The sequence below is a fragment of the Candidatus Rhabdochlamydia porcellionis genome (assembly GCF_015356815.2).
In the GTDB taxonomy this organism is placed as follows: Bacteria; Chlamydiota; Chlamydiia; order Chlamydiales; family Rhabdochlamydiaceae; genus Rhabdochlamydia; species Rhabdochlamydia porcellionis.
In genome coordinates this window covers 93511-113431 of the sequence record NZ_CP075585.1, presented here as the reverse complement: position 1 = coordinate 113431, position 19921 = coordinate 93511, and the positions used below count along the sequence as shown (strand labels likewise).

Sequence of the window (19921 nt, the reverse complement as noted above, 5' to 3'; positions counted from 1 at the left end):
AAATCAAATAGAGAAACTTCAAATTAGTAGAGCTTGATTTAAAAAAGACATGTGATCATTTGCAAAAAACTTGCAGATCGTTTCTTAAAATTTATCTTGCGTTAGAAAAATTTCCTTAAATAACTTCAAAAAAACAAGACCTTAAATTTTAATGCAATAAAATAATTTTTGTAAATGTTTGATATTTAGACAGTTCAAAACAATTATCCAAAATAAAAAAACTTCTTGTTGACTTATCTTTTTTTTATTATTAACATGTACTTCTTTTAAACACGAGGAGTTGGAGAAATCAAAATCTTTAGTTTTTAAATCTAGTCATACCAAGATCCTCCAAAAAATCAAGGTGCTGATGAAAAAACTTAACAACTCTAAGTGTTTAAAAGAACTAAAAATGAGAAGATCTTATTGCTAACTAGAAGTTAGATGCCCGAGGGTTAAAGTAGATGATTGAAACCCTGACTAGGATTTAATAAACTAAGAAAAGCGTGTGTTTAACACACAAGAGATGTTTCATGTGCTCGCTAATCTCGGATACTTGTAAAGCCCTCTACTTGAAGAGAAGATCTTCTGTGGAAAGTACTCTGCCACATTTTAATAAGGATAATTTTAGTTGAGCTGAACTTTCTCAACGAGGATTTACAAATCAACATCCTAATTCCAAAACAGTAGGCAAGACAGCCGCTGAAGAAATGCATTGTTTTCCTTTATAAACATGTGTCTTAATAGATTCTCTATTCTCCCTGGTTTATAACCCAATGGGAGAATCATCGCACCTCAAGTTAGGTGAATATCTTTTAAAAAAGATCAATTCGTTGGCTTTCTCTTCAAGTTATCATTGCCTTTACGAAGAGTTAAAGTTGATTAGGAATGTAATAAACGAAAAGAAACGTGTACTTAAATACACAAGAGGTATCTTATGACATGGCCTTCAGATTTGGCTCGTCGATCAACAAATCCTTTCTCTCCACAGAATATGATTACTAAAAACCTAATGGATCAAGCTTTAAAAAACGAACGATCCAGAACAGATAATCTAATTAGAAATGATCCTGATCGCTCAAGCGGTTCAAGCAATGGAAGCACCGAACCACATTCTCAAAGATATATAGATTTCAAGAAAGAACTTTTTTTTAATTCATCTACAAGCTCAAAGAGTCCGGAAATCCCTAACCTTAGCGAAAGAGTAAAAAATTGTTTTATCTTATAAAATATCTAAATTTAAATAACCCTCTCTACTAGATTTTATTAAAATCTAGTAGAGAGCCAAAATTTTATAATAAAGATACACTTAAAAGAACTAAACTTTGTTTGTTCTATTACTTCTTTACAAAAACAACTAAAATGTTGACTAATAATTTGATAAACTAGAAAAACAAGAGGTATCTTATGACATGGCCCTCAGATTTGGCTCGTCAATCAACAAATCCTTTTTCTCCACAGAATATGATTACTAAAAATCTAATGGATCAAGCTTTAAAAAATAACAGAAATACAAGGCTATTGACAAGTTCAAGCTCAAGCTCAAGCGATGATGAAAATACTACATATTATCAAGCCTATAACTATCAAGCCTACAAAGCTACTTCTGCGCGTTCCTCTTTATTAGAAAAGCATATAAAACCTGAAACTAGTACGAGAGATTCTTCTAGTTTAAGACATGTATTTTCTTGCTGCTGTATACAATAAAATACTTAAATCCTATAGATTAAAAACAAGCATCTGTTAACTCCTTAAAGAGGAGTTAACAGACATGCTAAAGCTTTATCCTTTAAGACTTGATGAATTACTTCGGAAAGCATCAAAATCTTTTAATCTATCAATTTCTTTATTAACACCATCAGTTGTTTTTTCCTGTTGAGCTTGAGTACCATCTCGTGTTTGTTGCTCAATAGTATCCTTCTGAGCATCAGCTTTTTTTCTGTCTCCTAAGCCCAGAGAGACATAATACAAAGCTTGTCCCGTCGCAGATAAACCTTGAAATTTTCTCTCTCTAGAGTGAATACAATCTGCCTCAGCAGCATACTCTTTATTTATTTGTTTAATACACTTATCTGCTTCTTTGCTTGCCATCTTTCCCTGGTCATTTGCTTGTTCTGTCATTTGAGTTTTTTCGGCTTGCTCTTCTAGTTTTGTTTGTTTACAAGATTGCACTTTTTCTTCTGCATTGTAAAAAACCTCTTCTTCTATTTCATCTAACACAGGTCCATCTTCAACTACTTCTACTTGTACTGTGACACCAGATTTCTCTATATCTTCTGTAGAAAGTTCTTTTAATTTGATTGTATTTTCATTGATCCCTTTTATCTTAGCTTCTCGCCATCTTTTTGCTTTAGCAAGCTCTGTAGCATTCTTACATCCTGCTACACCTTGAGCCGCTCCTGTTCCAGCAAGAATCACACCGCCTCCTAATTGTAAAAGACCTGCTTTTGCAGTTTCATCAGCAGAGCTAAACCCTGCCTTTATGCTTGCAAGATTTGATTCACTTCTTGCTTTATTGAGTATCTCGGATACTTTGATAAGGATATTACACAACATCCATAGTGCAGCTTGTAATTTAGCCTGTGTATTAGAAGGACCGTTGGCTTGCCCAAGAGAAACGTTTGAGGTTTTCTCCAGTATCTGGGTTTTGGCTGTGGTTGGTAATTCTGGCATAAGACCCTCCTATTATTTTTTAAGTAACTTTATTGTCTAATTGCAGATCTACAACTATTAATTATTATATTAACACATTTTATTGTAATTAACAATTTAGATATTCTATAAATATAGAATAATAAAATTGAATTACCTGAGAGAATGAACTTTGGATTTATTTTTTTGACAACTTATAGAAAGCCAAAACGACTGTGCCAGATATTATTGAATAAGAAGTTCTGGCGGATAGATAAGAGACCGTGATAAGAACCCTTTCTAAGAAAAGTGACACTAGAAAAATACGATTTGCAGAGCCTCTTTATCTTTAAGATTTATTATAGTTTTTTTTTACTTTCTATTAAAATACTTTCTTGTTACACTGTAGCATTTTTTAAACAGTTTTTACCTAACTCTTGAGGTTTTTATGTCATTGCCAATAGGAAGTGCAGCAATTGTAACAAGAGATGAAGCAACCTCAAGAGCTCTGCAAGAACAAGCACATCAGGCTGCTCATAGGCAATCTACTCCAGCTAAAGCCACTTTAAAAACCCAAGCAGAGGCTTGCATTGAAAAATACCCTTCGCTTAATGATCAAAGTAAGGATATCAGTAAACAAACCGCAAGCTCATCCATTGACACCTGTGTTGATTTAACAACCCAAGAGGCAGTTAAGGCTGTGTTTAGATACCTAAAACCTTCAAGTTCTTAAAAAATTTATTCGTTTAAATAAAAAAACACCATTTTTTATGAATATAATTGGTACATCTAATTTCCTTCCCTTCCCTATCAATAGAGGGAAAGAAACCATTTATCAATGGAACGTCAATGATTACGTGGTATATTTAACAAAAAGACAAGGCGCTCTAGAGTATAAAACCATTGATAAAGACAAAAAAGAAATCTATGCAGGACATATTGAAATTCCAGAATCTGAAAGCATAGAGGAAATGATTTCTCATCTCAAGACATGCAAAGTCATGGTAAAAGAAAACGGTCTTTCCCATTTTTTACAAAATTTTCATACCTGGAAAAATGCTAATAGAAACTCCCTTTTAGGATCCGAAGAGAAGGTTCCTTTAGAAAATGAGTTTATCCATTCTCTTTCTGATTATCGCAAATGGAAGTACGACTCTAATGCAAGGGTTAGTCTGGTTCTTGTAATGGAGGGCTTAGTTTGGAATGTCTTCCAAAGAGCCACAAAGAATGCTCTTTCCATCACTTTCAAGAAACCACCGTTCCTTCTCTAAGGTGTCACCCAGAAACAGTTGCCCTAATTGAAAAAATAAAAATAGGATCTTTAAAAAATCCACAGCTTTTATATTCGCTAATAAGCGATTTTACAGTAAGAGTTCTTGATTCTGAGTTTATCAAAAAAGAATATGAAGCAATCAGAACAGAATTAAAGGAGTATGAAAGAGCTTTAGTCTTTTATGAAGCGGCACTAAAAGTTGCTAAAGAAAAAAAGGATCAAACTATTAATGAATACAATAGAAGACTATGGAATTGTAGGAAGTATAGGATTTGGGATTGGGGCTCCTGTTATTTATTTAGCAAAAAATGTGATTAGTAGTGGAGCAAATACTGTTAAAAATTATCTAGGAAGCGGCATTATTGGGTCATTTGCTGGAGGTTGTACAAAGATTGCCTCTGGATCTGCAATTATGCTCTCTGCCATCATTATAACTACTTTAGTTTCTATACCCTTTTTTCCTAGCGAATCTCGACTGGATACTGACAAATTGAACGCACTACAAAAAAGAATGACTCCATTATCTGTACAAAAGCTTTTATTAATTGAAATTGAACCAATTAGTATTCCAAGTGTAATTGATGAGAGAGTACGTGTCAGCAAATTTACTTGGGCTGTGACATTAGTTACACACAAAGGCTCGGAAGGAAATCACGCAAGAATTATCATAGAGGGAATCAATGATGGATTTTATCATGAAGAAGCTCTCCGGATTGGGATAGCTAAGAAAGCAGGCATTGGTGAAAAATTTATACACTTAGCTGATTATTCTCCCCCAAATACAATTCGGTCTTCTTTCTCCAGCCGCTTTAGAGTATGAAACAAGAACGGAAATATGGATGAGATCTAGTGATAAGGTAAAAAAAATGCTAGAGGCTATTAAAAAAGAACAATATTTTCCAGCTTATCGGCATCCATTTAGTTTCTATGGGAAGGTTTCCAAATTTTATAAATTCACTCCTTGGGATAAAAAATGGCGTATATTTTCCGGTAAAGCCGGTGATAATTGCTTTTCATGGGCTCGAGATAAACTAAAGATGATCGATATTGATCTTGGAGAAGGTTATTTAGATTTTGTAATAGCTGCGGCAAAAAATTATACAAGAAACAAGGAAGAATACAAAACCTTGCCTATTCAATAGAACAGCGGCAATACGGGTGGACTCTTCTTAAGAATATTCCTTCTAAAGGATTAGATTTGATTGGAAGTATTATATTTGGAACAGTCACAGCTCCAGCTTGGATTGCTATTGATGCAAACTTTTATATATTGTTTTTTACAGAGCAGGCAAAAGCAGACTGGATTCATGCCAAAGCAGGTACCATTGATACTCAAGAACATATATATGATTTAAACGAAGGTGCTATATCAAAAGCTAAACATGGTCACGAAAAATGGAAAAACCAAGTAGAATAACACTTGATTAATCAAAAGTAGAATGGATATATCGACTGCATGCACTTCGTACATGCTATAGTGATTTAAAATTTTATTGAGAGAAATATGCCTAGACTTTATTCAATAGATTTGAGGAAGCGGGTGCTTCAATATCTGGAAATAAATCACGATAAGAAAAAAACCGCTGTTTGGGGTTCGAGCAATAGCTACAATAACCTTGTTCTCAACTAGGTGGGATCGCTTCCTAAAAAACTGCAAAAGTGATTTAGCGTCATGATCCCTTTAATATCTACTTATCGTTAATGTGCTTTTCATTTGCTCGGGTATCCCCAACAGCGGAAAATCTTTGAAAAGAGATTGTAGCAGTAGATCATATTTTTTAAAAAGTTAAATTACACATCGGGTAAACCTATCATATCTTTTAAGGCTTGTTTACCCACTTCTCTACCTATGACAGAAATGGATTCTGTTAGGGGGATGTTCTTGGGGCATACCCTTACGCAATTTTGTGCATTTCCACAACTGCTGATACCTGATTCATCCATTAAGGGTCGAAGCCTATCTGCTTTGGCTAGTTTCCCAACAGGATGCGCATTAAAAAGACGTGCCTGAGATATAGGAGCTGGACCCATGAATTGCGAATGAGGATTAACTTGGGGACAAGCTTCTGTACAACAACCACAAGTCATACAGGTAGATAACACATACATCGCCTCTTGCAATTCAGGGCTGATTTTAGGCCCAAAACCTCGATCTAAAGCATCGTCAACATCTATCCAAGCGCGTACTTTTTTTAAGTTTTCAAACATACTTGTGCGATCTACAACTAGATCCTTCACAAGAGGGAATTTTGTTAAAGGAGCTACTGTAATACAAAAACTGCCAGTTGCTTGTAATAATTGATGGGCAAGAGCCGTGCATCCTTGACGAGGGCGACCATTGATTAACATAGAACAAGAACCACATACTTCTTCTAAGCATCCCTGCTCCCAAGCAATTGGAGTGACTTTTTCTCCTTTCTTGGTAATAGGACATTTTTGTATCTGCATTAATGCTGATGTAATATTCAAAAAAGGTTTTAATCCTAACTCAAATTCTTCCCAATATTGCTGATTAGCAACCCCGCGGTATACTTTTAGAGTAAATGTTTTTTCCATGATCTCTCACAAAGGCAATACGATGTTTGTAGGCACATTCTCAAATTGAGGAAGGACTTTTTTGGCTTTGCTGTAATCGCGTCCTATAGGTTTTAAATGACGCAAATCAACAGGCTTATAGTTAATTTCCGGCTCTATCTTTTGATAGGTAGCCAGCGTTGTTTTCAACCAATTCTCATCATCTCGATGAGGAAATTCAGGTTTGTAATGAGCTCCTCTAAACTCATTGCGCAAAAGAGCACCTTTTGTAATCACCAAAGCAATCTCTAACATATAAGAAAATTGATTGGCAAATACATAAGTTTGATTCAAAAGAGTTCCCTTATCATCTAAACAGATATTTTGATAACGCTTGCGAATCTCTTTTATTATATCTATTGCTTTTGTCAGATCTCTATTATTGCGTTTAACCGTTACGTATTTAATCAATACATCCGATAATTCCTCATGCAATTGATGTACATTCTCTACTCCATTGCGTTGCATGAGATCTTGTTTGAATGCTTCTTCTATTTGCAGGGCTTGTGAAAAAATCACAGGGGATATATTTCCATAACTATGTTCTAACGTATCCAAATAACGAGGAACTTCCATTCCAGCTACTAATCCAGAAAAAATGCAAGAAAGTAGGGAATTAGCACCTAAACGATTTGCACCGTGATATTGAAACTCTGATTCCCCTACATTAAAACAACCGGGGATGTTCGTCATTTGCCTAAATCTCTGCCAACGATCGGGATCAGCAGCAGCTGGCCAATCCACCCAGGCACCTCCCATGGAATAATGCACAGCAGGGAAAATACGCATCGGTACTTTATGTGGATTATCTCCGGTAAATTTTTGATAGATATCCAAAACAGAGGAAATTTTATGTTGAGTTTTTTCTGGAAGATGCGATACATCTAAATATACCTGCATTTTTTGATCAATCCCTAACCCCATCTCGCAAACACGCAAGATCTCTCTTGCTCCAATATCTCGAGGTACTAAGTTGCCAAAAGCAGGATAGAGCTCTTCTAAAAAATACCAAGGTTTTCCCGTCTTGCCACAAGGAAGGGTTTTCCCTTCTGCATTCGTAATGGTTTTAGAGTCATCTCCCCAAACCCAAATTCTTCCCCCTTCCCCACGAGAGGATTCTGAAATCAAACGCATTTTATCTTCTGCAGGGATCGCTGTAGGATGGATTTGAATAAATTCTGCATTTGCATAATACATCCCCTGCTTGAATAACCTGCCATTAGCAGCTCCACTACAAAAAGTGGAGTTTGTAGACTTTTTAAAAATCAACCCTGGTCCTCCTGTTCCAAAGACCACCGCATCTGCTTTTAATACGCTAAGTTCTAAATTAAATAAGTCCATCAGTACGATGCCTCGCGTCCTACCTTCGCTATCAAGGACAAGACGCATGAATTCGTGATTTTCAAACTTTTCTACTCTGCCTTGTACTTCATAGCGACGCACTTGCTCATCTAAAGCATAGAGCAGTTGCTGTCCGGTAGAAGCTCCACAAAAAGCTGTTCGATGATATAGAGTCCCACCAAAACGCCTAAAATCGAGATTTCCCTCTAAAGTTCGATTAAACGGACATCCAAAGCGCTCCATCATACGAATAATGCCCGGTGCAGCTAAACACATCTCTAAAACAGGAGGTTGATCCGCTAAAAAATCCCCTCCCTTAATTGTATCGTAGGCATGAATGAAAGGAGAATCCTCTTCATTTTTTAAATTCATCGCCGCATTAATTCCACCTTGAGCACAAACAGAATGCGAGCGTTTGACTTTTGTCACCGAGACAATTTTGACATGACAGCCTTTTTCTGCTAGTTTCATAGCAGCGGATAAACCAGCTAGGCCTCCTCCCACAACAATGACTTCCTTTTTCATTTTTCGCTTCGACATATTTAAGATGTTAAATTAAACCAGTACGTTCCCCAAACCGCAGCTAACCCCAAAAAGGCAACAATAGCCATCATACTAAGAGCAACACATACCCAGAATCTCTGCGCAGCCATTTTTAGAACCCATCCCCAGGTGATCAAAAAAGTCCAAAAACCGTTAAAAGCATGAAAACAAGCAGCGAGCACAAAAAGGGTATAAAGACCTACATAAATCGGGCTTTTGAAAGTATCACGCACCGTAAGCAAGGTAGCTGTACCAAAGTCTTTGGCTACAGCTACCACTTCTGCTTCTGAGAGTTTTTGTTTTTTTAAAGCAAGCGCCCAATCTAGTCGTTGTTGATAGCTTTGTGCAGCATTTAGCAAAAGAGCCTCTTGTTCATTGTATTTGATAAAAGGCCCTTTTGCTAAAGTATATTCTTTGTTTTTTACTTCCTGAGCAGCCTGCATAACCCTTTCTTCTGCATAACGATTTTCTAGCAAAGACTGTTCTTCTACAATCTGCTTTTTATCATACAAAGCTACTTGCAAACGATCCGCTAGTGTATATAATCCTTTATCTAGTGTGACATTTACCAAATAAAAAGTTTGCGATCCTAAGCGCACAGAAGTTGGATATTCTATAAAACGAAATTTAGCCACATGTAAAACAATCCCTACCAATAAGACCCAAGAAGTAATTCTCTGCCATGTATAGGCCTTATTTCTCCCATAATTTAAATGAGGATTCTGCTCTTTTATAGGATAAGCGTTAGCCTTAGAAGTCATTAGATACCTAACGCCCCAAAACATATGGATAGCAAAAGGCACTGCTAACAACCCTAATTCAATCGCTTGAAGATAAGGCAGATTATGCAGACTATTTACCATCTTTACAAATCCACACCCATCCTCTCCTAACCAAAGAGCTGCCTGAGAATTAGTCAATAAATGTTCTAGTAGAAATAAGACGAGCCAAAGACCCATTAAAGAGTGAAGTCTGCGCCAAATAAAAGATTTAGGTACCACTGTTACAATCTCCTGATGTCCTACATCAAAGATTGTATTAAATAGATCAGATAACTTTTACAAAAGAAAAATTCCTCAAAAACGAAAAAACTTTTCTGCATTCTCTTTGGTTGTTTTCGCTACTTCTTCTACGCTCATTTGTTTTAAGTGAGCGATCATCTTAGCTATTTCTGGAAGAAATCCAGGTTCATTGACTTTTCCACGATAAGGCACAGGCGCTAGATAAGGAGCATCTGTCTCTAAGAATACATGTTTCAAAGACACATATTTTACAATCTCTTGCAATGCTTGAGACTTTTTAAAAGTGACAATTCCACTAATCGATAAGTACCACCCAAGATCTAGTGCTTTTTTTGCCTCTTCTAAAGACCCTGTGAAACAATGCAATACGGCAGGTACCTCGCCTGCTATAGCAAATAAATCAACAAAGGCATCACGACAATGAAAAATCACCGGAAGATCGAATCTGCGACTTAAATCCAGATAACGCTCTAAATATCTTTTCTGTATTTCCCTAGGAGAGTGTTGATAGTGGTAATCTAAACCAGTTTCTCCAATGGCGATGATCTGCTTGCTATAAGCAGCTTGTTCTACAAAAGGAAAGAAGCTTTCTCCCTCTTTTTCCACATCATGCGGAGTGGTAGCTGCTGTGTTAAACACCCAAGGATTTTTTTCTCTTAAAAAAAGTCCTGTTGTTAGACTTTCTTCATCTGTGCAAATGTTGACGATCTTATCGATTCTACTAGCTTGAGCACGCGCTAAAATCTGCTGTGTATCATGTACAAGTGCATCACTTGTCAGATGAGCATGAGTATCTATAAACATAAAAACCACCCTTGAAGCTTGTCCTAAGGATGGTACCTGATCAAGAAAGTTTTTTCCAAGCTATCGATATCTGCGAACTTCAATTGTTAAAAGAAGTTGAAGTAGCTCCCAATGCCTATTATCTTATTTATCAAAGATGGACAAGCAATAGACCGTTATGCCGGTTTAATTAGTAAAAAAGATCTAAGCAATAAGATTATAGGAAGTCGTATTACTTCCGAGCTTTAGCAGCTAGAGCTTTGTATAGTAATTTAAAATTTCATTGATTTATACTTTTCTCTAACAAAATTCTGTGGAGAAACATGCCTAGGCCTTATTCGATAGATTTGAGGAATAGGACCTCTTGAGAATTTACTTTTGGTAATTAAATATTGCTTCCATTGCTTATTAAAATCCTTTCAAAACCATCTATAGAGCAGTAGTTAGGGGGAGTTTTAAACCTTCTCGAAAGTTGATCTATATTAGATCTCTTAAACTTACTATTCCTTATCTATTTTATCTTACAAACTAGTGTGTTCACAACTAAAAATCCCATCCATCTATTTGAAAAACAAAGAGATAAATCCAACATTTAAAGATTGCTAGACTTGGATTATGATCAACCTTTATCTATTCTTCCCGATTTTAATAGAAATATTATTGCTTTTATTTAAAAACACGATTATAATATATTGATTATATATTTAATTTTAGATTATTGTTATGTTAATTGATTCAATTAATACATACGCTCTTAGGATCCCTTTTAAAATCGTTCGATCAACAGGTTATGCAATTTTGGCTTGCTTAACTCTTCCTTTTTATCTAGCAGGCTATAAAAATTTTAATTATTTTAGAAGAAAAGTAGTAGAGATTTGGAATGAGAACAAAACAAAAACTACAACTAAAACGAATAAATTTAATCCAAACAAAGTAGAAGAGCTTGGGCTAAATGCAAGTCCAGAAAACATAATTTTAGATCAATGGGTAGCAAACTCTTCAACCGAAGAAGAAAAAGAAGATCGAATTGCAGCCCGCCAAAAAATTCAATTTTTTTTTACAGAAAAACACGATTCCTTATCTTTAAGCTATAGCAGATTAACTTCCTTACCTGACATTTTTAATAGCTCTTCTTTTAACAACTTAAGATCTTTGTCCCTTAGCAACTGCGAAAGCCTTACAGCATTACCCGAATCCTTGGGTAACTTATCAGCATTAGAGGAGTTGGACCTTAGCAACTGTGGAAATCCTACAGCTGGTAACTTATCAACATTAAAGAGATTGCTCTTTAGCAATTGCAAAGGCCTTACAGTATTACCCGAATCCTTGGGTAACTTATCAGCGTTAAAGAAGTTGAGCCTTAACAACTGCAGAAGCCTTACAGCATTACCCGAATCCTTGGGTAACTTATCAGCGTTAAAGAAGTTGAGCCTTAACAACTGCAGAAGCCTTACAGCATTACCCGAATCCTTGGATAACTTATCAGCATTAAAGAAGTTGGACCTTAAAAACTGCATAAGCCTTACAGCATTACCCGAATCCTTGGGTAACTTATCAGCATTAAAGGAGTTGTACCTTAACAACTGCAGAAGCCTTACAACACTACCCGAATCCATTGGTAACTTATCAGTATTAGAGGAGTTGGACCTTAGCAAATGTGGACATCCTACAGCTGGTAACTTATCAGCATTAAAGAGATTGCTCTTTAGCAATTGCGAAGGCTTTACAGCATTACCCGAATCCTTGGGTAACTTATCAGCGTTAAAGAAGTTGTACCTTAACAACTGCAGAAGCCTTACAGCATTACCCGAATCCTTGGGTAACTTATCAGCATTAAAGGAGTTGTACCTTAACAACTGCAGAAGCCTTACAACACTACCCGAATCCATTGGTAACTTATCAGTATTAGAGGAGTTGCACCTTAGGGATAATCAAAGTTTACAGGGAATTCCTATGCAAGTGCTAGAACTTCCTTCTAACTGTACTGTTGACCTAACAGGATGTAGTTTATCTACAAATACTCTAGAACGTTTAAGAGAAATAGTGAACTCGCCTAATTACGTGGGCCCTCGCATTAGCTATTCAATAAATGATAGAATTAACAGAAGGGAAGAAAAATCTATCCAAGAATCTTTAAAAGAATTGTATCAGATCATAGGTAAAAAACCTAAAGAGTTTGCTAATCTCATAAAAACAGAAGAACTGCGCTCTTGGTTAAATCGATTATCTGATACTGCCGATTATAAAACAGGAAATGGGGATCTACAGAAGGCATTTGCTGAAAAAATAATAGCTTACTTAAGCCAAGCTAATGAAAATACAGAATTTCGTCGTGCTTTCAATGCGATTATTGAAGATGCATCAGCTACTTGTGGAGATAGGATAGCCCTCTCTATTCTACATTTGAGCATTGCTTATCAACTTGCAACAATTGATCTCAAAGATATGAAGAAATTAGCTGATTTTCTGATTAAAGGTCCTTGGGCTATTCAGTTATTAGAGGAAATTGCTCGTAATAAAATCCCTACCCTGCCTTTCTTTGACGAAATTGAAACTTATCTTGGATATCCTATTAAGCTTAAAGAAGAATTACAGATTCCTATAGATGTTCAAAATATGCTCTATTTTACATGCAGTGCACTAAATGCTAAAGATTTGGAAGAAGCTAAAAATTTCGTCCTGAATAAACAAAAAGAACCTTTTGAATTTCTTGTTAACAATGCTAAATGGCAAGAAGCTCTTTCTGCTAATTATAGTAAAGAATATCAAGCTATATTAGATGAAAAAGCAGAAGCTGCTGAAGCAGATGATCCAGACTACACAAGCATTGAAGAAAAATACAAGCAAGACTTAATAGAACTAACAAAGAAAGTTTTAGAAAGTTAAAAAACAAGCTAATTTGCATAGACAATATGCAAGAAGTATAAAAGGAAAACAAGTATTTGGGGAGATTTTAGGAAAACGGTTTGGTAGAAAAAGTGTGATCTCTGCTCTACAAGGAAAGAAGTTGTTGGCTCCAATGTGTTTTGTGAAGGAACTTGTGTGATACAGATCTACTCTATCTGGCTGAAGCAAGAATGAATTTTAAGTTTTTGATTCTTGCTAATGCGAGTTTTCATAAGTCCAAAGAGAGTTTAGAAATCATTAAAAAAGCAGGATGCGAAGTATTATTCTTGCCTACCTATTCTCCTGATTTGAATCCTATCGAAAAGCTTTGGGCACATTTTAAGAAAAGGGTAAAAGAAGCCTTAACCTTATATTCAAACCTTGCAGAAGCTATTGATCAATCTTTTTTAGAGGTGTGTAGTTAGTGGAAATTTTAAATTCAAATCACTATATATAAAAAATATATTTATTTTCAACATGATAATGAAAGAATTTGCTCAAAGCAAGATCTCTGAAATACATTTTCCGTCCTCTTTTTTATCTCTGATAAAGAAATTTAGAGCTAGTTGCTTGCTAGAAAACCCAAAACTGAGGTTACATAGATCAAACTATCTGTTTAAAAGCTGGGAGATTTGAAACAAATCGATCTCAAAATGTAGGTAAAGATCGATACAATGCACCTCATGAGCTTTAAGCCTTAGTACTTTGGCACTAGAGTTTGTTTGTATGGGTTGAGCTAATAAATCGATGGTAAAAGCAGGATCTACGGTTTCAAAAGAATAGCCATGGACAAAATCGATCCCTTGGAAAGAAGAAGAAAACTCTTGCTCGACTAAATGCTTCCAATTACGCTCTTTGCGATGACCCCAATTAGAAACTTTTTTGAGCATCTGTTCTTTTGTTCGAACCCAGCTAAAATGATGCACCATGGGTTTTTTATCTAAGCCTAAACACATCCGTTTTTTCTCTGATTGCACGGAAAAATAGGTCCCTGCTCTTTCTTGTGGATGCATAAGAGCTTGGATATTTTCTCTGGTTTTTTTTAAGAAAAGAGGGGTATCTTCCCAACTCGTTGCTCGGTAGCAGCTGCTACGAAAATACCAGTAATTAGCAAGCCGTATTGCTGTATATTGCGTGTAGTTAAAACGCTCTAGCCATTTTATAAAATGGCTTGTATCCATAATTTCATCACAATCGAGAAAAAGCACATATTGAATCTCTTTTTGCAAAAAGAATCCCCCTATCAGACGGGATAAATTATGCCAATAATGAGGATCATTTTTAGAGCTATCAAAGGGAAATTCGATGAATTGCACATTAGGAAAAAGCGCGTAGACTTTTTGTAAAAAAAGAGGATCTTCTTTTTGCCCACTAAACATATGATCACAGACAGGCACAATAATTTGAGTGGAAAACTCTCGAGCAGCTTGTATACAAAGAGATAGAAAAGCAAAGTCATAACTACAAAAGTTGATAACCGTTCCTATTGAATATTTAAGATTGACAAATTTCTTTTTTCCCATTATCTCTTTAGAGAAGAACCTTTTATGATCATGTCTAATATTCCAATAGCTAGTTTTATTACATTTATCAATGCTTATTCTCAGTCTGATGTTTTTGGCAAAGCAATTATGTTGACTTTAGTCTGTCTATCTCTGATCTGTTGGATTATACTGATCCAAAAAATTCAATCTACCTATAGAATCGCTCGCTTATCTCAAATTTTTTATAGAAACTATACAAGTCAAAAAGAAAGAATGCTACAAATCGATCTACAAGAAATAAAAATTTGTAAAGATCTGCACCCTTTTGCCCATATTCTTGGATCTCTTAAAGTAAAAACAGGAGAAATTCTTAATAAGAATTTGTATTTTTCTACACAAGACTTAGAAAAGAAGATCTATCTCTCCTCTGCTGATTTAGAGGCTGTGGAAAGTCATGTTCTGACTACGATTTCTTATCACGTAAAGCAGCTTGAAAAAAACCTGTTTATTCTACCAACTATTGTATCACTTGCTCCTTTTTTAGGTTTATTAGGAACGGTTTGGGGTATTTTAGTGACTTTTTCAGGTTTGCAAAACAGTAGCTCCATTGGTTCTAATAGCATGATTATAGGTGGGCTTTCTACAGCTTTGGCAACCACTGTTTTAGGCCTTGTTATTGCAATCCCCGCTTTAATTGCTCATAACTATTTAAAACATAGAATTTCCAATTACTCCTCAGAAATGCAGGATTTTTTATATGAGCTTCTTTCTTATTTAGAATTACAATATCGTAAGGTGGACTTGGACTGATGCGTCAGAAAAGACAGCTCTCTCATCAAGAGATTTCCTCTGAAGAAAACCTGGTCAATTTAACTCCCTTAATCGATGTCGTTTTTGTTGTGTTAATTTTATTTATTCTCATTGCTCCTATGGTAGAAGCAGATCGCGTGCAGCTTTCTTTTTTTTCTTCTGAATTAACACATCCTGTTCATGAAAATGCGATAGCTACTATCTATGTCCATGAAGATAATTCTATTTGGTTAAATCAAACAAAGATTTCTGAAACACAATTAATCCATTGTCTGAAAGACCTTCATCAAAAACAAGGCACTATCCCTCTACAACTTTTTCACGACAAAAGAGCACAATTTGGAGTCTATCAATCTGTTAAAAATGCAGCAGAATTAGCAGGATTTGAACAGCTTGATGTCATCGTAAAATCTGGATAAAAGTATGGGTCGGAAGATTTTTCTCTTTTTACTCATAAGCGCCCACATAGGATTTATGGGAATGTTGATAGGAGCAAAATCTCAGAAACAAAGAAAAAAAAACACTCCTCTTGTTGTAAAAACCGTTTTCTTAAAACCTTCTTCCTCTCCTATACAAAAGCAGAGTATAGCACAAAAAAAAACACTCATCCCAAAACCCATAAAACCGTTAGTGAAAAAGAATCCCTCTGTTAAGAAACAAAAAGAAAGAAGAATTCCCACCCCAAAAATCCCACTTCAAGAATTTGACATTCCTCCTTCTATTCTCAAACAATTAGAAGAAAGTATTGCGAAAATTGAACAAAAAGATGATAAACAATGCAAAAGCAGTACAATTGTTACAGCATCTTTATCCCCTAAAGTAGCTGAGACTCCTGCACAAGAAGAGCCTGCATTACCTAGCTATACAGCATCATTGGTTAAAAAACTCACTCAGATGCTACAGCTTCCTGAATACGGAGAAGTAAAAATAAAAATAACGATCAGCCCATCTGGTAAAATACTTGAGCTATTGGTTCTTCAAGCAGAGAGTAAAGCAAATAAACTGTATTTAGAAAAGTGCTTACCTAACATTATATTACCTAAATATAATGAAAAAGCACTTAATAACGAACAAACACTCACCCTAACTTTTTGTAATGCTCTCTAAAATCCATACTTATTTTATCAGCGTCTATTTTTTTCTTACTCTTTTTTCCTCTACAGCTTGCGCGGAGAAAATAGAAGAGGAAATTAGAGTCCATTTGCCAACTACAAGTCAGTTACAACCGATTTACTTGGGCAAAATCTTTTTTCAAGAAGCGGTTTTTGATGTCCATTATTTAAATCAATTAGAAGCTATTCTTTGCTACGATCTAGATTATAATGGATCTACAAAGGTCTGTCAGAGAACGTCTGATAAAGAACAACTACTCCGCAATAAAGATCTAAAAGCTACTTTTCAAATCCAAAACTGGCAAAGCTTTGGGATTCCTTTTATCCTAAAATGTTGTGTTAACCAAAAACAGTTAACTCTATATCTTTTTAATGTAAGCAAGTCTTGCTTGAAAACATTCGGCCCTATTTTGCTTAGCGGTAATTTATCGCAAGATCGAAAAAAAATTCACAAATTAGCAGATGTTCTTCATAAAAATCTGTTTTCTATAGAAGGCATTGCTAACACCAAAATTTTATTCTCTCAAAAAACCCCTCGCAAAGAATCAGGAAAATGGATCTCTGAAATTTGGGAATGCGATTGGGATGGAGCCAATGCGTGTCAAATCACCACAGAAAAAACCTATTGCATCAGTCCTGTTTTATTACCTAAAGCAGAAAGCTCTTCCAAAGAAGGCTTCTTTTTTGTTTCCTATAAAACAGGTCAACCTAAAATTTATTTTCAATCTTCAAAAATAGATAAAGCTAAACGAGTTAGTCATTTAAGAGGAAATCAATTATTACCTGCTGTTTCTACCCAAAGAGATAAAATTGCCTTCATCTCTGATGCAAGTGGCCGTGTGGATCTATTTCTACAAGCATTTTCACCAGAGACAGGTAAAATAGAAAAACCAGTTCAAATCTATTCACACCCACATGCAGTGCAAGCCTCTCCCACATTTAATCCAGATGGTTCTAAAATTGCCTTTGCTTCCAATAAAGATGGCGGAACGCGGATTTTTGTCATCCCCGTAACCTCTGATAAAAAACGCCCTCATGCTGTTATGATCACTAAAAAAAACCGAGAAAATTCTTGTCCATCTTGGTCCCCTGATGGTACAAAATTAGCCTATAGTGCTAAAACAAATGGTATACGACAAATATGGATTTACGATTTTGAAAAAAATGAAGAGTGGCAACTAACCTCAGGACCTGGTAATAAAGAAAATCCTTTTTGGGCTCCAAATAGTAACCATATTGTTTTTAACTCTACACAAGATTGCAACTCTGAAATTTACGTTGTTAATTTAAACCAACCTCAAGCTATTAAAATCAGTCGAGGTCTTGGGAAAAAACACTACCCTACTTGGGGACTTTAAGAGAGGGAAAAGATGAACAAAAAAACCATTATAGGAATCTTGAGCTGCACTTGTTTTTTAACAGGGTGTGTGGGCAACAGGTTCTCTGTCTGGAAAGACAGTTTGATATCCAGTAACTATAAAAAGACAAATAACTTATGGGAGGATGCAAATGATCCTTATGACTATCTTCTAGGTCCCATGGAGGAGGAGTTTATTGCATTAAATGAAGAAGATCTGCAGCAACAGTTTAATGAAGCGGCTATTCCCCCTCCTAAAAACGATCCTGGAGAAGGACGGTTACCTGGAATTGAAGGATTTAGTTGTCCTAAAGGATTTGAAACAGAAATTTTTAAAATTCTTTATTTTAATACAGATAAAGACACACTTGAAGGGAAAAACTACTACCAAATCATCGATCAAATTTCACAATACCTCAAGAAAAATCCTCAGTTGTTTATTTTTGTTGAAGGACATTGTGATGATAGAGGCCCAGAGCAATATAACCTCTCTCTTGGAGCTAGGCGAGCCAACTATATTCGTTCCATGCTTGTCCAAAAAGGTGTTCATCCAGAAAGGATCCATACCGTTTCCTATGGAAAAGAAAAACCCGCTATTCGAGAACGTAGCAAAGAAGCCTGGGCCAAAAATAGACGCGCGGAATTCAAAATTTACAATCCCTTTTAAATAATGTATATTCTTTTGCTTGCATATACACTCATAACCACTTTTTGCTACGGGAAAACACGCGAATATGTTCCCTCTTCTTATGAACTGCAATTAGAAATAGCAGATTTAAAGCATCAAATCCGTACATTTGAGGTTGATATGCAATTAATGGAAGAAAAAATAGACGCACAAAAAACTCCTGAATTCATTGATTGCAAAGCACTTCAATCACGTATTCAGACGCAAGAAAATACAATAGATAAACTCTCTTCTGAGATAAAAGTCCTTAAAAAAGATACACAGCAACTCTTAGAACATCTAAATAAAGTAAACACACAATTAATCACTCATGAAAAGGGATTGCAAAATATTTCTGAGTTAAAAAATACACTAGCCGACCTGCTTAAAAAAATACATTCCTCTACAACAAAAATAAAAGTAAAATCTTATAAAGTTCAAGTAGGAGACTCCTTGGAAAAAATCGCTAGGCTTCACCATATATCAGTTGAAGCGCTTAAAGCAAATAATAAACTGATTAAAGACACCATATTTCCTGGACAGGAGCTACAAATTCCCCATGACACAAAGTGATATAAGTCAAAAAAAAATAGGTATTTTTGACTCTGGATTAGGAGGTCTTAACGTAATGCAAGCAATTTCTACGTGCTTGCCGCATGAAAATATCACATATTTCGGAGATACCGCCCACCTTCCTTATGGGAATAAAAGCATTGAGCTAATTACGACCTACGTCTTAGAAAGCATAGATTTTTTACTCTCTCAAGATATTAAATTGTTAATTATTGCTTGCCATACCGCTTGTGCTGCTTGTTTAGAGATCATTCGTAGCATTGTCAATGTACCCATTATAGCTATAATAGAACAAGCCATAGAAGAAATTATCGAAACCAACCCTAATGAATCGATTGTTGTTTTAGGAACAAGGGCTACAATTGCATCTGGAACTTATCAAAAACAACTATATACCAAATTGCCTAATGTCTCTTTATCTTGTGTTGCATGTCCTTTATTTGTTCCCTTAATCGAAGAAGGATATTTTGATCATCCAATCACTCAATTAGCAGTGGCAGAATATCTCTCCCCTCTTACAGAAGAATCGATTGATGCGATATTGCTTGGATGTACGCATTATCCTCTTATTCAATCTCTCATTCGACAGTATGTGGGGAATAAAATTCCCTTATTAGATCCAGCAAGTAGATGTGCCCAAACAACAAGACAGCTTCTATCTAAACTAGATTTATTAAACCAGCAAACAGCTCCCGCCAAGTATCAGTTTTTTGTATCGCAAGATCCAGAGAGATTTTCCGCGTTAAGCAAACGATTTTTCCACTACCCTATCGAAAAAACATCACCACTCATCATGACCCAAGTACATAAAAAGCGTGAAAAAAATTTAGTTTCTCTGCTTGAATTAAAAAACAAACTTAATTTATCCATTGCTAAATGAGGTCAA

The 19921-nt window shown here is 35.6% G+C and carries 22 protein-coding genes; 16 read left to right on the top strand and 6 right to left on the bottom strand.

Annotated features, from left to right (window positions below; all coding sequences use genetic code 11):
* Positions 1-916: 916 nt before the first annotated feature.
* Entirely contained in the window at positions 917-1207 is a 291-nt protein-coding gene (locus RHAB15C_RS00485; RefSeq protein WP_194845072.1) for a hypothetical protein, read from the top strand.
* Between the two features lie 179 nt (positions 1208-1386).
* On the top strand, positions 1387-1686 hold the full coding sequence (locus RHAB15C_RS00480; RefSeq protein ID WP_194845071.1) for a hypothetical protein: 300 nt from the start codon (positions 1387-1389) through the stop codon (positions 1684-1686).
* 75 nt (positions 1687-1761) lie between these two features.
* On the opposite strand, the gene RHAB15C_RS00475 is transcribed toward RHAB15C_RS00480, so the two are convergent.
* The gene (locus RHAB15C_RS00475) at positions 1762-2652 is read right to left on the bottom strand and encodes a hypothetical protein (protein WP_194845070.1); all 891 of its coding nucleotides are present in this window, start codon (positions 2650-2652) and stop codon (positions 1762-1764) included.
* A 406-nt stretch (positions 2653-3058) separates the two neighbouring features.
* Here RHAB15C_RS00475 and RHAB15C_RS00470 point away from each other — a divergent pair, with 406 nt between their 5' ends.
* From RHAB15C_RS00470 to RHAB15C_RS00450, 5 genes are all read left to right on the top strand, one after another.
* Positions 3059-3343 (top strand): hypothetical protein, encoded by a 285-nt coding sequence (locus RHAB15C_RS00470; protein WP_194845069.1) that lies wholly within the window; start codon positions 3059-3061, stop codon positions 3341-3343.
* Positions 3344-3380: 37 nt separating this feature from the next.
* A complete protein-coding gene (locus tag RHAB15C_RS00465) occupies positions 3381-3881 on the top strand; it encodes a hypothetical protein (RefSeq protein ID WP_194845068.1) in 501 nt (166 codons plus the stop codon).
* Between the two features lie 231 nt (positions 3882-4112).
* On the top strand, positions 4113-4703 hold the full coding sequence (locus tag RHAB15C_RS00460) for a hypothetical protein (protein ID WP_194845067.1): 591 nt from the start codon (positions 4113-4115) through the stop codon (positions 4701-4703).
* Positions 4704-4722: 19 nt separating this feature from the next.
* Entirely contained in the window at positions 4723-5025 is a 303-nt protein-coding gene (locus RHAB15C_RS00455) for a hypothetical protein (protein ID WP_194845066.1), read from the top strand.
* A gap of 56 nt (positions 5026-5081) precedes the next feature.
* A complete protein-coding gene (locus tag RHAB15C_RS00450; RefSeq protein WP_194845065.1) occupies positions 5082-5300 on the top strand; it encodes a hypothetical protein in 219 nt (72 codons plus the stop codon).
* A 374-nt stretch (positions 5301-5674) separates the two neighbouring features.
* Here RHAB15C_RS00450 and sdhB read toward each other — a convergent pair whose 3' ends face one another.
* From sdhB to RHAB15C_RS00430, 4 genes are all read right to left on the bottom strand, one after another.
* Entirely contained in the window at positions 5675-6439 is a 765-nt protein-coding gene (gene sdhB, locus RHAB15C_RS00445) for a succinate dehydrogenase iron-sulfur subunit (protein WP_194845064.1), read from the bottom strand.
* Positions 6440-6445: 6 nt separating this feature from the next.
* Positions 6446-8323 carry a succinate dehydrogenase flavoprotein subunit gene (gene sdhA, locus RHAB15C_RS00440; RefSeq protein WP_194845063.1) on the bottom strand — a complete coding sequence of 626 codons (1878 nt, stop codon included), beginning with the start codon at positions 8321-8323 and terminating at the stop codon, positions 6446-6448.
* A 17-nt stretch (positions 8324-8340) separates the two neighbouring features.
* Positions 8341-9342, bottom strand: coding sequence for a succinate dehydrogenase/fumarate reductase transmembrane subunit (locus RHAB15C_RS00435; RefSeq protein WP_246587565.1), 1002 nt, complete (start codon positions 9340-9342; stop codon positions 8341-8343).
* A 75-nt stretch (positions 9343-9417) separates the two neighbouring features.
* A complete protein-coding gene (locus RHAB15C_RS00430; RefSeq protein WP_194845062.1) occupies positions 9418-10167 on the bottom strand; it encodes a TatD family hydrolase in 750 nt (249 codons plus the stop codon).
* A gap of 702 nt (positions 10168-10869) precedes the next feature.
* Between RHAB15C_RS00430 and RHAB15C_RS00425 the strand changes: the two genes are divergently transcribed.
* Both RHAB15C_RS00425 and RHAB15C_RS07295 read left to right on the top strand, forming a co-directional pair.
* The gene (locus RHAB15C_RS00425; RefSeq protein ID WP_194845061.1) at positions 10870-13032 is read left to right on the top strand and encodes a leucine-rich repeat domain-containing protein; all 2163 of its coding nucleotides are present in this window, start codon (positions 10870-10872) and stop codon (positions 13030-13032) included.
* Positions 13033-13223: 191 nt separating this feature from the next.
* Positions 13224-13457 carry a transposase gene (locus RHAB15C_RS07295; RefSeq protein WP_220716054.1) on the top strand — a complete coding sequence of 78 codons (234 nt, stop codon included), beginning with the start codon at positions 13224-13226 and terminating at the stop codon, positions 13455-13457.
* A 183-nt stretch (positions 13458-13640) separates the two neighbouring features.
* Here the strand turns inward: RHAB15C_RS07295 and RHAB15C_RS00415 are convergent, their stop codons facing one another.
* Positions 13641-14555 carry a hypothetical protein gene (locus RHAB15C_RS00415; RefSeq protein ID WP_194845059.1) on the bottom strand — a complete coding sequence of 305 codons (915 nt, stop codon included), beginning with the start codon at positions 14553-14555 and terminating at the stop codon, positions 13641-13643.
* A 30-nt stretch (positions 14556-14585) separates the two neighbouring features.
* On the opposite strand from RHAB15C_RS00415, the gene RHAB15C_RS00410 reads away from it, so the two are divergent.
* The 7 genes from RHAB15C_RS00410 to murI are packed head-to-tail and all read left to right on the top strand — an operon-like array spanning position 14586 to position 19915.
* Positions 14586-15326 carry a MotA/TolQ/ExbB proton channel family protein gene (locus RHAB15C_RS00410; protein WP_194845058.1) on the top strand — a complete coding sequence of 247 codons (741 nt, stop codon included), beginning with the start codon at positions 14586-14588 and terminating at the stop codon, positions 15324-15326.
* The gene (locus RHAB15C_RS00405; protein WP_194845057.1) at positions 15326-15745 is read left to right on the top strand and encodes an ExbD/TolR family protein; all 420 of its coding nucleotides are present in this window, start codon (positions 15326-15328) and stop codon (positions 15743-15745) included. Before RHAB15C_RS00410 ends, RHAB15C_RS00405 begins: the two co-directional genes overlap by 1 nt.
* A gap of 4 nt (positions 15746-15749) precedes the next feature.
* Entirely contained in the window at positions 15750-16433 is a 684-nt protein-coding gene (locus RHAB15C_RS00400; RefSeq protein WP_194845056.1) for a hypothetical protein, read from the top strand.
* Positions 16423-17796 carry a Tol-Pal system protein TolB gene (tolB, locus tag RHAB15C_RS00395; protein WP_194845055.1) on the top strand — a complete coding sequence of 458 codons (1374 nt, stop codon included), beginning with the start codon at positions 16423-16425 and terminating at the stop codon, positions 17794-17796. The genes RHAB15C_RS00400 and tolB overlap by 11 nt, the downstream gene beginning before the upstream one ends.
* A gap of 12 nt (positions 17797-17808) precedes the next feature.
* The gene (locus RHAB15C_RS00390) at positions 17809-18462 is read left to right on the top strand and encodes an OmpA family protein (protein ID WP_194845054.1); all 654 of its coding nucleotides are present in this window, start codon (positions 17809-17811) and stop codon (positions 18460-18462) included.
* Between the two features lie 3 nt (positions 18463-18465).
* Entirely contained in the window at positions 18466-19035 is a 570-nt protein-coding gene (locus tag RHAB15C_RS00385) for a LysM peptidoglycan-binding domain-containing protein (RefSeq protein ID WP_220716053.1), read from the top strand.
* The gene (gene murI, locus RHAB15C_RS00380; protein WP_194845052.1) at positions 19022-19915 is read left to right on the top strand and encodes a glutamate racemase; all 894 of its coding nucleotides are present in this window, start codon (positions 19022-19024) and stop codon (positions 19913-19915) included. The genes RHAB15C_RS00385 and murI overlap by 14 nt, the downstream gene beginning before the upstream one ends.
* The last annotated feature ends 6 nt before the right edge of the window (positions 19916-19921 follow it).